Below are 12020 nucleotides of genomic sequence, written 5' to 3' on the forward strand. Positions count from 1 at the left end.
CTGCCGGGCGGTCGCGCGGGGTCGTGTGCGCGCGCCCCGCGCGGGCTGTTCACAGGGTCGAGACAGGCGGCGGTGAAATCTGTCGACATCTGCCCGGCGGCTAAGGCGAAGCCTTGTGCGGACGATGCAATGCTATAGAATCATTCTTGGTTTTCCAGATGCTTGGGTGCTCGGCTGAGGCCTTCTGTCTGGAAAGGGGGGACAAGAACAAGAATGGCGACCGCATGAGGGACGATCAGGCCGGCAAGGTGGCGCGCAACGCCTCCGTGATAGATTTTTCGATGATCGAGGATGCCGTCGGCTACCGGCTGCGGCGCGCGCAGCTTTCGGTCTTCCAGGATTTCAACGAGGCCTTCTCCGCCAAGGGGCTGCGGCCGACCGATTTTGCCGTGCTCATGCTTTTGACGCGCAACCAGGGTGCCAAGCAGAGCGAGGTGGCCGAGGCGCTGGGCATCCAGCGGGCCAATTTCGTCGCCATCGTCGACGGGCTGGAGAACAAGGGCTTCGTCGCGCGGCGCAAGTCCGAGGTCGATCGTCGCGTCCAGTCGCTTCACATCACCGAACAAGGGCTGGCCTATCTCGACGACCTGATGCCGATCTGGCAGGAGCATGAGGAGCGGCTCCTGGCCAAGCTCGGCGGCAAGGCGGCGCGCGACCAGCTGATCGGGCTCCTGAAGCGTCTCTACGACTGATCGAAGCGGATATCGGAAAGTCAGGCGGGCCCGAGCCTGCGGATCGCCTCGTCGACCAGAAGGTTGGCGATCTTCATCCGCGTCGTGGCCTTGTCGCGGAACGCAGCGGGCTGTCGGTCCGGATGGTTGAGGCGGGCGAAGGCGCGGCGCTTGTCGGCCAGCACGTCCCGGTCGTCGTCGGCGCGCAAGCCAAGATCTTCGGTGATTTCCGCGATGGTCAGCCGCGAAAGATGCGCGGGAACGGCCGGCGCCTCGGTGTTTTCTGGCTGGGGGTCCGGCATGAGGGCGAGATAGGCGTCGAGGCGAAAGGCTTGCGTGGGTGCGGCTTCGACGCTTTCGGCGACAAATCCGCTCGACAGGCCGGAAATCCGGTAGGCCGGGTCTGCCGGCGGACCATCGGCTTCCTCGGCCTCTTCGGCAAGCCGCTCGACGACCGACTGAAACAGCGATTTTCCAAACAGCATCGGCCGCCTTCTCCCCATGGATTGCGCCGAGGGAAGCACGCCAAGGTGGCGCCGGGCTTGTGAGCGCCATTGATCACGGTCGTCGACGCTCGACGCGCCGGTCGGGGCGGGTGATGGGGGCGGAGCTTAGCTCTGGCTCTGGCTTTGGTGCTGGCCTTTCGATTCGACCAGAACGGTGACGTCGAGATCCTCGCCGGCGTTGCCGATGCGCATGCCGGAGACCGGTGCGGCATCGGCATAGCACAGGCCGGTCGCCAGCCGCACATAGCGGGCATCCGGGCAGTGATCGTTGGCTGCGTCGAAGCCGACCCAGCCGAGGCCTGGAAGGTGCACTTCGGCCCAGGCATGGGTCGCAGCCTGGGCGACCGCCTCGTCCATCTTCAGATAGCCCGAGACATAGCGCGCCGGCATGCCCATGCTGCGCGCCGCGGCGATCATCACATGCGCATGGTCCTGGCAGACGCCCTGGCCGGCTTCCAGCGCCTGCTCGGCCGTCGTCTCGCTGTCGGTTTGCCCGGGGCGATAGGCGACGGCTTGGTGGATCGCCCCCATCAGGTCGTGCATCATCGCCAGCGGCTCCTTGGCGGAGAGGTTCCGCACCAGGTCGCGGGTCAGTTTTCCGGCCCGTGTGCGGGGCGTGTCGCGCTGGAAAAGCCAGAGCGGGCAATAGCCGACATGCGGTCCGAACACGCCGGCATGGTCCTCGGTCACCACCTCGCCGCAGGCCTCGATGCGAACCTCGTGGGCCTCGCCGTCGGTCGAGACCAGGTGCACGTGATTGCCGAACTGGTCGTTGTAGCCCGCCTCGACCTTGGCGCCGTCGACGGTGATGTGCCAGCTTTCCACGTGCTGGCCGGGGCAGGTCGGCGGCGTCAGCCGCAGCCGCTGCAGCGAATAGAGAACCGGCGCCTCGTAGCGGTAGAGCGTGGTATGGGTGATCTTCAAGCGCATGATCTCTTGTCCATTGCCGGCCTGGGTTCAGCTGTAGAAGCGGTAGCCCTCGGTGATTTCCTGGCCGAGCCGGTTGTTGCGGGCGATGAAGCGGTCGAGGAATTCGTGCAGGCCCTGGTCCATGATTTCGCCGATGGTGGTCGATTGCAGCGTTTCACGCACCTTCTCGGCGGTGTCGTGGGCGGCGAGCCGCTCGCCGTAGTCCTTGGCGATGTAACCGAGATTGCTGACGATCTTCTCGTAGGAATAGGCGAGCGACCGCGGCATCTGGCCGTTGAGGATCAGGAAGTCGGCAATGTTGGCCGGCCGGTACTCGCCGTCATAGACCCAGCGATAGGAGCGATGGGCCGAAACCGAGCGCAGGATCGATTCCCACTGCATGTTGTCGAGCGAAGAGCCGACATGGGTGATCGCCGGAAGGAGCACGTAATATTTCACGTCGAGGATGCGGCTGGTATTGTCGGCGCGCTCGATGAAGGTGCCGATGCGGGCGAAATTGTAGATCTCGTTTCTGAGCATCGAACCATGGAAGGCACCGCGGATGAGGCCCGCGCGGCGCTTGACCGTGTCGATCACTTCCGGCAGGTCGGCCGATTTCAGCTTGCGGGCGAGCATTTGCTTCAATTCGATCCAGCACTCGTTGGTCGCTTCCCAGGTCTCGCGGGTCAGCGCGGTGCGCACCATGCGGGCATTGTTGCGCCCCGAATCGATGCAGGACATGACGCTCGACGGGTTGGCCGTGTCGCGCAGCAGGAAGTCGATCGCATCGGCGGCGGTCACCCTGGAATGGCTGGCGTCGAAACCTTCGCGCACGTCGGCGCTCAAGAGCACGGCGGCCCAGTCGTCGTCGGAGGCACCGCTGCGGGTCAGCGACATTCTAAGGCCGGCGTCGACCAGGCGGGCGATGTTTTCCGCCCGCTCGATGTAGCGGAACATCCAGTAGAGGCCGTTGGCCGTTCTTCCGAGCATGACCATGTCAGTCCTCCAGTACCCAGGTGTCCTTGGTGCCGCCGCCCTGGCTGGAATTGACCACGAGCGAGCCGGCTTTCAGGGCCACGCGGGTCAGGCCGCCGGGGATGATCCGCACCTTGTCGGACACCAGTACGTAAGGACGCAGGTCGACATGGCGGGGGGCGATCCCCTTGTTGACCAGCACCGGCACGGTCGACAGCGACAGCGTCGGCTGGGCGATGTAGTTGGCCGGCCGGGCCTTCAGTTTCTCGGCGAAATCGGCGCGCTCCTTCTTCGACGCGGTCGGGCCGACCAGCATGCCATAGCCGCCTGAGCCGTGGACCTCCTTAACCACCAGTTCCTCGAGATGTTCCAGCACGTATTTCAGGCTGTCGGCTTCGGAGCAGCGCCAGGTCGGCACGTTTTCCAGGAGCGCCTTCTGGCCGGTGTAGAACTCGACGATCTCCGGCATGTAGGAATAGATCGCCTTGTCGTCGGAAATGCCGGTGCCGGGGGCATTGGCGATGGTGATATTGCCGGCGCGGTAGACGTCCATGATGCCCGGAACGCCGAGACAGCTGTCGGGGCGGAAGGTCATCGGATCGAGGTAATCGTCATCGACGCGGCGGTAGAGCACGTCGATCGCCTCGTAGCCGCGGGTGGTGCGCATCTTCACCTTGCCGTCGATGACGCGCAGGTCGGAGCCCTCCACCAGTTCCACGCCCATCATGTCGGCGAGGAAGGAATGTTCGTAATAGGCCGAATTGAAGATGCCGGGGGTCAGGACCGCGACCCGCGGCTTGCCCTTGCAGCCGGGAGGCGCGAGCGAGGCGAGCGACTGGCGCAACAGGTGCGGATAGTCCTCGACGCGCTGCACCTTGTTCACCTGGAACAGTTCCGGGAACATCTGCATCATGGTTTCGCGGTTTTCCAGCATGTAGGAAACGCCGGACGGCGTGCGGGCATTGTCCTCCAGCACATAGAACTGGTCCTCGCCGGTGCGGACGATGTCGGTGCCGACGATGTGGGTGTAGACGCCGCCCGGCGGCCGGAAACCGATCATTTCCGGCAGGAAGGCGACGTTCTTCTCGATCAGTTCGCGGGGAATGCGGCCGGCCTTGATGATCTCCTGCTTGTGGTAGATGTCGTCGAGGAAGGCGTTCAGCGCCAGAACGCGCTGCTCGATGCCCTGAGCGAGCTTGCGCCATTCGCGGCCGGATATGATGCGCGGGATGATGTCGAAGGGGATGAGCTTTTCCGAGGAGTCCTCGTGGCCGTAGACCGCAAACGTGATGCCGGTCTTGCGGAAGATGTTCTCGGCATCCCTCGACTTGGCGATCAGTCGGGCCGGATCCTGCTGGGAGTACCAGTCATGGTAGTTCTGGTAAGGCGGTCGCGGACTTCTGTCCGCATTCATCATTTCGTCAAATGCCAACGGCGCCATCCCCTTTTTTTTCATTTGAATACAAGCCATTTGCCAATGCAAGGAGCGGGTGGGCCGGACATGAAGAATTTCGCCGGCGCGAAAAATCGGCAGGCGCCCAATTTTCCATCAGTTTTCTTGCGATCTCCCGGTTGTATCGCCCGGTTGCGCCGATGGCGTTGACGAATGCCTGTTTGGAGACCTGTCGCATTTCCGCATCTTGCCTAAAATATAGCCGTCATCTGCCGGGAAAAAAAATCTGAAGTCCGCTCGGTTCAGCGGAATTGATGGCTTGCGGAAGGAAAACTCCTTTGACGCCTCCTCCTGTCGCCGCTAGTCACCAGGCGATCGGGAAGCGCGAGGCATTCCGGCAGCCCGGATTTGCTCGGAGACGTCCCATGACCCTTGGTCGCCTTGCCCCAGCGCTCTTCGTTCTCCTGTGGTCGACGGGATGGGTTGTGGCGAAATATGCCGGCCTGTTCGCCGATCCGCTGACCTTCCTGGTGCTGCGCTACAGTGCCGCCGTCGTCCTGTTCTATCTGGTCTGCCGGATCGCCGGGGTGGCCTGGCCGAAAAGCCGGGCAGCCATCCGGCATGCGATCGTTTCCGGCATGTTCCTGCACGGTCTCTATCTCGGCATGGTCTGGTGGGCGATCGGCCAGGGTGTACCCGCCGCCTTGTCCGGCATCATCGCCGGGCTGCAGCCGCTGATGACCGGCATAGCCGCGGCCTTGCTCGTCGGCGAGGCCCTCACCGGCGGCCAGCGCCTGGGCCTCGTTCTCGGCTTTGCCGGGATCGCCATCGCCGTCCTGCCTAATGTGCTGGCGCTCGATTCCGGTTCGATCCCGATTTATGCGGTGGCGATCAACGTGCTGGCCATGGCCTGCGTAACGGTCGGTACGATCTACCAGAAACGCTTCCTGCGGGAAGGGGACCTGAGGGCGGTCGCGACGCTGCAATATGTCGGCGCGCTTATCGTCACCGTACCGGCAGCACTTGTGCTCGAGGATCTGCGTGTCGAATGGGGCATCGAACTGTTCACCGCACTTGCCTGGTCGGTGCTCGGCATTTCGATGGGCGCGGTGGCGTTGCTGCTTTATCTGATCCGGCGCGGCGATGTGTCGAAGGCGGCGTCGCTGATCTATCTGGTGCCACCGCTCGCGGCGCTGGAAGCGGCGCTGATGTTCGGCGAGCGGCTGACCGTGCCGATGATCGTCGGGACGATCGTGGTGGTGATCGGCGTCTATCTGACCAATCGCAAGCCCGCCGTGAAGGACGACTGACGGGCCGATACGGAAAAAGGCGCGGCCGGGGCCGCGCCAATTCGATTTTCAATCAATTATCCGTCTCAAGTCAAAAAGGCTCAGGCCTCGCGGCGACGGTTGCGCTGCTGGCCGCCGGGGCTGCTCGGGCGACCGGAGGCCGGCTTGCCATGGGCTGCGGCCGGACGGCCTGCGCCGCCATTGCCGCCCTTGCGCTGGCCGGGCTTGCCGGCCGGACGACCTTCGCCGTCATGCTTCGGACGGCCCTGGCCCTGGTGGTTGCGGTTGTTGCCGCCGGGGGCGCCGCCACCGCCGCCGCGACGCTGCGGGCGGGCCGGACGGCTGAGGTTGGTCGGGGCTTCGCCGCTGGCAACCGGAATGTCGATGCCCATCAGGCGTTCGACGTCGCGCAGCAGGCGGCCTTCGTCCGGACCGCAGAAAGCGATCGCGATGCCGTCACGTCCGGCACGGGCTGTACGGCCGATGCGGTGGATGTAGGCGTCCGGCACTTCCGGCAGGTCGTAGTTGAACACGTGGCTGACAGCCGGGATGTCGATGCCGCGGGCGGCGACGTCGGTGGCGATCAGCGTGCGGATCTCGCCGTCGCGGAAGCCCTTGAGCGCCCGTTCGCGCTGGCCCTGGCTCTTGTTGCCGTGGATCGAGGCGACCGAGAAGCCGACGATCTCCAGGTGCTTCATCAGCTTTTCCGCGCCATGCTTGGTGCGCAGGAAGACGATGGAGCGGCCGTCCGGATTGTCGGTGAGGATCTTCTTCAGCATTTCCGTCTTGGCGTTCTGGCCGGCGACGAAGTGTACGTGCTGTTCGACCTTGTCGGCGGCCTTGCCCGGAGGCGAGACCTCGACCTTGGCCGGGTTGTGGAGGAAGGTCGCGGCGAGATCGGCAATGGTCTTCGGCATGGTCGCCGAGAACAGCAGGGTCTGGCGCTTGGCCGGGACCATCTTGGAGATCTTGCGCAGGTCGTGGATGAAGCCGAGGTCGAGCATCTGGTCGGCTTCGTCGAGCACCAGATAGGTGACGGCGCGCAGCGAGATGGCGTTACGCGAGATCAGGTCGAGCAGGCGGCCGGGGGTTGCGACGAGGATGTCGGTGCCCTTTTCCAGCTGCAGCTGCTGCTTGCCGATCGAGGCGCCGCCGACGACCTGGTTGATCCTCAGCGGGGTCTTCTTGATGAAGGAGCGCAGGCTGTCGGCGATCTGGTTCACCAGTTCGCGGGTCGGCGCGAGGATCAGGGTGCGAGTGGTCCGGTTGTCCGGACGCGTGGGGTTTTTCAGCAGCATTTCGATCAGCGGCAGGCCGAAGGCGGCCGTCTTGCCGGTGCCGGTCTGGGCCAGACCGATCAGGTCGCGGCCTTCCAGAACGATCGGGATCGCCTTCAGCTGGATCGGGGTCGGGGTGTCGTAGCCGAGGCCGGCAACCGTGGCGGCAATGTTCTGCGACAGGCCAAGCTCAAGAAAGTTGGTCAATTCTAATACCTTTTCGGGGCGCCACGCGACATCGGGCGAAATCGCACCTTGCGATTTGCCTGTCTCGTAGCGTCAAGAACCCCGCGTGAATTGGGAACTTGTAAGTTGGAAAAAAGCTTTCCAGCGCGTTGGGCTGCGACATGCAGCCATTTTATCGTGCGCTTTGTATCCTTCTTCGCGTCTTGAAGTCGATCGCGGGCCGCTCACGCGGCGGCCGGAAGGTGAAAGCTGAGTTGCAGATGGGCCTTCCGGCTTGGAAAGTCAAGGAATCTTTTGCATTGCGGCAAGGTCGGGGGCCGGTGGCGAGGTTGAAAGCCGCGGGCGTCAGAGGGCGAGAGGCTGGCTGTAGACGAGGGCTGCGTCCGTGTCGAAGAAGGATGCGGTCCCCCCCGTCGAAGAGAGTTCGATGAGAAGGAAGCCCGGCACCGGCGAGGCGAACAAGCTCTTTGGATGCGGCCGCGGCGGCCGGCTCCGGCTGCCGCTGCCGGAGACGAAATAGGCCACCCGCTCCGAGCGCAGGGCCTCCAGGTGATGGTCGTGGCCGCACAGGTACATCGAAACGCCGTGGCGGTCGAGGATAGGCTTCAGGCGCTGGCCGAGGAAGGTGCTGTCGCCATGCCGTCCGCCGGAAAAGACCGGATGATGGCCGACGACGATCTTCCACGGCGCGACGCTTGCAGAAAGCTTTCTGTCGAGCCAGTCGAGCTGCAGTTCCGCGTCCGGATGGAGCACGATCTCCATCAGGGTGTCGCCCTTCATCCGCTGCGTATCAAGGAAGAAGAAATCGGCCTTCGACCCGCCAAAGGCCTTGCTCTCGGCGAAATAGTGGCCGGGCATTCTCCAGCGGCGGCTCTTCTTGGAATAGTCGATCTGCGCCTTGGCGCTACCACCGTAATCGTGGTTGCCGAGCACCGCATACCACGGCACCTGCAGCGACGGTGCGCTGTAGATCTCCTCGAAGTTCGTCTGCCATTTGGTGTCGGTGGTGCTGTCGACGCCACTCTCATAGAAGTTGTCGCCGGTGGAAATGACGAAGGAAGTCGCTTTCTGTGCGCCGATTTCGCCCATCGCCTTGGCAACCGCGCTGGCCGTCGCGCGCGACTGTCCGTCTCCCCAGTCGCCGACCACGAGGAAGGAGAGATCCCTGGCGGGCTGGCCTTCCTGCTTGCCCGCCGCATGGGCGAGGCTGCCGAGCGCCAGCGAGGCGAGGCCCCCCTGGATGAGGCTGCGGCGGGTATAAATCATCGACATTTCCTTCATTGATATGCATTGGAGTATGCACTGGATAGGCACTGGTGCGGGTCGCCGGTCGCCGGTTCGCGTCAGAATGAAACGGACACCCGCAGTCCGCCGGCGTCGCGATTCGTGATCTCGATGGTCAGATCGTAGACGGAAGCGATGTCCTTGACGATGGAAAGGCCGATGCCGGTTCCCGGTTTCTGGCTGTCGAGGCGGATGCCGCGCTCCATCATCAGCTTCAGTCCGGCCGGATCGGCGCCGGGGCCGTCATCCTCGATCACCAGCCGGTGGCCGGCCGCGTCGCGGCAGACCCTGACGCTTATGGTCGAGCGTGCCCATTTCACCGCATTGTCCAGAATGTTGCCCAGCAGTTCCTCGAGGTCATGGGGATCGACCTCGACCGTGACGGCCGGCGGCACGTCCACCTGCCAGGCGAGGTCGCCGCCCCTCGGCGTCCGCTTCAGCGTCCGCACGATGCGATCGACGGCGGTGGCGAGGTCTGCATCCGAGGCGCGAAGCTCGGCGGTGGCGGCAATGCGGCTGCGGGCCAGTTCGCGGTCGACGTGGGCCTGCATGACGCCGGCCAGGTGGGCGAGTTCGTCGCCGATCTCCGTCTGCCCGCGCTCCTTCAGTGTTGCCGCGTCGTTGGCCACGACGGTCAGCGGCGTCTTGAGGCCATGGGCAAGATCGGCCGAGCGGGTGCGCGCCTTCTGGATGATCACCGACTGCGCATCGAGCAGCCGGTTCATCGCAGCGACCACCTCCTGCAACTCCTTGGGAAAACGGCCCGTCAGCCGCTCGGCCTTGCGTTCGCGGATGCGGTTCAACCCCTCGCTGACCGAGGAGACCGGACGAAGGCCGAAGGTCAGTTGCGCCAGCGAGGCGGCGATGAGGAAGGCGGCCAGCACGACCATGAAGGGAATGATGTCGAGGGTGAAGACGCGGCGCGCCTCGGCGAGCACGCTGTCGTCGATCGCCGCCGCAACCCGCACGGGGCGCGGGCCCTCGGGGGCGGCGACGATGATCTGCCGCTCCTGCACGATCAGATTGCCTCCATCCGGGCCCGGCAGCGTGTAACGATGCACGACACCCGGCTCGTGCATGTCGGTGGGCAGCGGCAGGGCATAATCCCAGAGCGAGGGCGAACGCAGCTGGCGTTTGTTCCGGTCGTCCTCCACCTGCCAGTAAAGCCCGCCATAGGGCTCGGTGAAGCGGCGGTCGGCCGGCCGGTCGGGCAGTTCGAGACTGCCGTCGGGCGCAAAGCGCAGCGTTCCGGCGAACAGGTTGATGTGGCCGGTCAGTTCTTCGTCGATGCGTCGCTCCAGGTTGCGGGTGAAGATCGAAACGAAGACGATGGTGGCCAGTACCATGGCGAGAAACACGCTGGCGGCGGAAACGATCAGGAAGCGGCCGCGTATGGAGTGCATCAGCCTTCGTCCCCACCGATGCGGTAGCCATAGCCGCGCCGCGTCGAGATGGCATCCTTGCCCAGCTTCTTGCGCAGCCGGCCGATCAGCACTTCGACCGAATTGCTGTCACGCTCGAAATCCTGCGCGTAGAGTTGTTCGGTCAGTTCGAGCTGGGTAACGTTGCGGTCGCGATTGTGGGCGAGGTGGGCGAGGCAACGGAATTCCAGCGGGGTCAGGTCGACGGGCAGGCCGGCGCGGCTGACGGTGTTGGTGCGGGTGTCGATGGCGATGTCGCCGATCTGCAGGACGGGATTGGCCTGTCCGGCGCTGCGCCGGATGATGGCTCGCAGACGGGCCAAGAGTTCGGCCATCTGGAACGGCTTGGTCAGGTAGTCGTCGGCGCCGGCATCGATGCCTTCGACCCGTTCCTGCCAGTTGCCGCGGGCCGTGAGGATCAGCACCGGCATCTGCCGTCCCGCGGCGCGCCAGCGCTTGAGGACGGATAGGCCGTCCATGCCCGGCAGGCCGAGATCGAGCACCACGGCGGCGAAATTCTCCGCGTCACCGGTGAACCATCCGGCCTCGCCGTCGCTTTCATGCACCACGACGAACCCTGCCCGCTCCAGGTGAAGCGTGACATCGCGGGCGATCAGCGGATCATCCTCGATCAGCAATAGCCGCATCATTCATTCTCGACTTCGAGGATCGTGCCGGTCGCCGCATCCACTTCGGCTTCGACGAGACGGCCCTTTGCGGTGAGGATGCGGAATTCATAGACGAGTTTATGGTTCTCACGATCGAGCTTGACGGAGACGATCTCGCCCGGGACCCTTTCGCTGACGATCCGCTTGACCTCCACCAACGTCAAGGCCTCGCCGCTGTCGACGGCCCGGCGGGCGGCGTCGTGGTCGTCATCGGCTTCGACGCTCGGGAAGCCGGGCCGATCTTCGGTGCCGTCGGCGATCGCCGGCACGGAGAGTGCCGGCAGCAGCAGCATGCACGCCGCTGTCATCATTTGCCGATAGATGTGCCTGGCCCGAACGTTCATCATCGTTCCTTAGCATGCCGAAACTGATTTTTCGCTGACAGGGCCTGTCAGTTATCGCTCAGCCCTGACGGTTTAGGGTCTGCGTCATTGGTCGAGGGCAATGGTGCCCGGCCCCAGGACGAAGGACAAACCCCATGAAGAAGACCATTTTCGCCGCGCTTCTCGTCACCACCGCTTTCGGTTCGGCCGCCTTCGCGGAGAGCGAAACCTCCTGCGGCAATGCGCCGAAGGAAAAGTGGATGACCGAGGACGCAATGAAAGCCAAGGCCGTCAGCATGGGCTTCGAAGTGCGCCAGATCAAGATGGAGAAGGGTTGCTACGAGGTCTACGGCATCAAGGACGGCAAGAAGGTCGAGGCCCTGTTCAACCCGGAAACCGGCGTGCAGGTCGGCAGCGAGGGAGACGATTGATGTCCGACGCTGCGCAGGACATGCAAGGCGCCCATTCCGTCCGCTCCACGCGGACGGAATGGATCAAGGTCTGGGATCCGTTCGTGCGGATCTTCCACTGGTCGCTGGTCGGGCTCTTTGCCTTTTCCTACCTGACGGGCGACGAATGGAAGTCGGCCCATATCGTCTCGGGCTATCTGATCGCCGCACTCTTGGCCCTTCGCGTCGTGTGGGGACTGATCGGCACCGAGCATGCGCGGTTCGCGAACTTCATTCATAGTCCGGTGACGATCCTCGCCTTTCTCGCCGACACGGCTCGGTTGCGGGCGAAGCGCTATCTCGGCCACAACCCGGCGGGCGGTGCCATGGTGATCGCCCTTCTGCTGGCGATCACGGGCATAGTGTCCACCGGCTACATGATGACCACCGATGCCTTCTGGGGCATCAAGTGGGTCGGGGAAACGCATGAGGTGCTGGTCAATGTCACGCTCGGTCTCATTGCGCTGCACGTCGCCGGCGTCGCCCTTGCCAGCCTCGAACACCGCGAAAACCTCGTGCGCGCCATGCTGAACGGCTGGAAGCGCCGCCGCTGACCTTCAAGGCCGGGAGAACCGCCGCCCGATGAACGCGGCCGAGAAGAAGGACCCCGGACGGGATCGGCCCTGTCCGGGGTCTTTTCCGTTCGTGGACGGCCACTGCTCAAGCGGC

14 protein-coding genes are annotated in these 12020 nt (G+C 64.3%); 4 read left to right on the plus strand and 10 right to left on the minus strand.

Annotated features, from left to right (window positions below):
* Positions 1 to 224 precede the first annotated feature (224 nt).
* The gene (locus tag RHIZ70P_RS20540) at positions 225 to 692 is read left to right on the plus strand and encodes a MarR family winged helix-turn-helix transcriptional regulator (RefSeq protein WP_115672410.1); all 468 of its coding nucleotides are present in this window, start codon (positions 225 to 227) and stop codon (positions 690 to 692) included.
* A 20-nt stretch (positions 693 to 712) separates the two neighbouring features.
* Here RHIZ70P_RS20540 and RHIZ70P_RS20545 read toward each other — a convergent pair whose 3' ends face one another.
* The 5 genes from RHIZ70P_RS20545 to RHIZ70P_RS22845 form a co-directional block, all read right to left on the minus strand.
* Positions 713 to 1156 carry a hypothetical protein gene (locus RHIZ70P_RS20545; RefSeq protein WP_115672327.1) on the minus strand — a complete coding sequence of 148 codons (444 nt, stop codon included), beginning with the start codon at positions 1154 to 1156 and terminating at the stop codon, positions 713 to 715.
* A gap of 126 nt (positions 1157 to 1282) precedes the next feature.
* On the minus strand, positions 1283 to 2107 hold the full coding sequence (locus RHIZ70P_RS20550; RefSeq protein ID WP_115672329.1) for a transglutaminase family protein: 825 nt from the start codon (positions 2105 to 2107) through the stop codon (positions 1283 to 1285).
* 27 nt (positions 2108 to 2134) lie between these two features.
* On the minus strand, positions 2135 to 3076 hold the full coding sequence (locus tag RHIZ70P_RS20555; RefSeq protein ID WP_115672414.1) for an alpha-E domain-containing protein: 942 nt from the start codon (positions 3074 to 3076) through the stop codon (positions 2135 to 2137).
* Positions 3077 to 3083: 7 nt separating this feature from the next.
* Positions 3084 to 4493, minus strand: coding sequence for a circularly permuted type 2 ATP-grasp protein (locus RHIZ70P_RS20560; RefSeq protein ID WP_115672412.1), 1410 nt, complete (start codon positions 4491 to 4493; stop codon positions 3084 to 3086).
* A complete protein-coding gene (locus RHIZ70P_RS22845) occupies positions 4483 to 4692 on the minus strand; it encodes a hypothetical protein (protein WP_147294036.1) in 210 nt (69 codons plus the stop codon). The genes RHIZ70P_RS20560 and RHIZ70P_RS22845 overlap by 11 nt, the downstream gene beginning before the upstream one ends.
* A 187-nt stretch (positions 4693 to 4879) precedes the next feature.
* Here RHIZ70P_RS22845 and RHIZ70P_RS20565 point away from each other — a divergent pair, with 187 nt between their 5' ends.
* Complete coding sequence (locus RHIZ70P_RS20565) at positions 4880 to 5764, plus strand: DMT family transporter (RefSeq protein ID WP_115672331.1); 885 nt, start codon at positions 4880 to 4882, stop codon at positions 5762 to 5764.
* 80 nt (positions 5765 to 5844) lie between these two features.
* On the opposite strand, the gene RHIZ70P_RS20570 is transcribed toward RHIZ70P_RS20565, so the two are convergent.
* The 5 genes from RHIZ70P_RS20570 to RHIZ70P_RS20590 form a co-directional block, all read right to left on the minus strand.
* Positions 5845 to 7227 carry a DEAD/DEAH box helicase gene (locus RHIZ70P_RS20570; RefSeq protein ID WP_115672332.1) on the minus strand — a complete coding sequence of 461 codons (1383 nt, stop codon included), beginning with the start codon at positions 7225 to 7227 and terminating at the stop codon, positions 5845 to 5847.
* 324 nt (positions 7228 to 7551) lie between these two features.
* Positions 7552 to 8472, minus strand: a complete 921-nt coding sequence (locus RHIZ70P_RS20575; protein ID WP_181904090.1) for a purple acid phosphatase family protein — start codon at positions 8470 to 8472, stop codon at positions 7552 to 7554.
* A 77-nt stretch (positions 8473 to 8549) separates the two neighbouring features.
* Entirely contained in the window at positions 8550 to 9893 is a 1344-nt protein-coding gene (locus RHIZ70P_RS20580) for a sensor histidine kinase (protein ID WP_235842299.1), read from the minus strand.
* The gene (locus tag RHIZ70P_RS20585) at positions 9893 to 10558 is read right to left on the minus strand and encodes a response regulator transcription factor (protein ID WP_115672338.1); all 666 of its coding nucleotides are present in this window, start codon (positions 10556 to 10558) and stop codon (positions 9893 to 9895) included. Before RHIZ70P_RS20585 ends, RHIZ70P_RS20580 begins: the two co-directional genes overlap by 1 nt.
* Positions 10558 to 10923: a PepSY domain-containing protein gene (locus RHIZ70P_RS20590; protein ID WP_181904091.1), complete on the minus strand. Its 366-nt coding sequence runs from the start codon at positions 10921 to 10923 to the stop codon at positions 10558 to 10560. Before RHIZ70P_RS20590 ends, RHIZ70P_RS20585 begins: the two co-directional genes overlap by 1 nt.
* 134 nt (positions 10924 to 11057) lie before the next feature.
* Between RHIZ70P_RS20590 and RHIZ70P_RS20595 the strand changes: the two genes are divergently transcribed.
* Positions 11058 to 11333 carry a PepSY domain-containing protein gene (locus RHIZ70P_RS20595; protein ID WP_115672342.1) on the plus strand — a complete coding sequence of 92 codons (276 nt, stop codon included), beginning with the start codon at positions 11058 to 11060 and terminating at the stop codon, positions 11331 to 11333.
* Between the two features lie 20 nt (positions 11334 to 11353).
* Entirely contained in the window at positions 11354 to 11905 is a 552-nt protein-coding gene (locus RHIZ70P_RS20600; protein ID WP_115672416.1) for a cytochrome b/b6 domain-containing protein, read from the plus strand.
* Positions 11906 to 12020 lie beyond the last annotated feature (115 nt).

Source organism: Paenirhizobium selenitireducens ATCC BAA-1503 (assembly GCF_900492185.1).
Lineage (GTDB): Bacteria > Pseudomonadota > Alphaproteobacteria > Rhizobiales > Rhizobiaceae > Allorhizobium > Allorhizobium selenitireducens_A.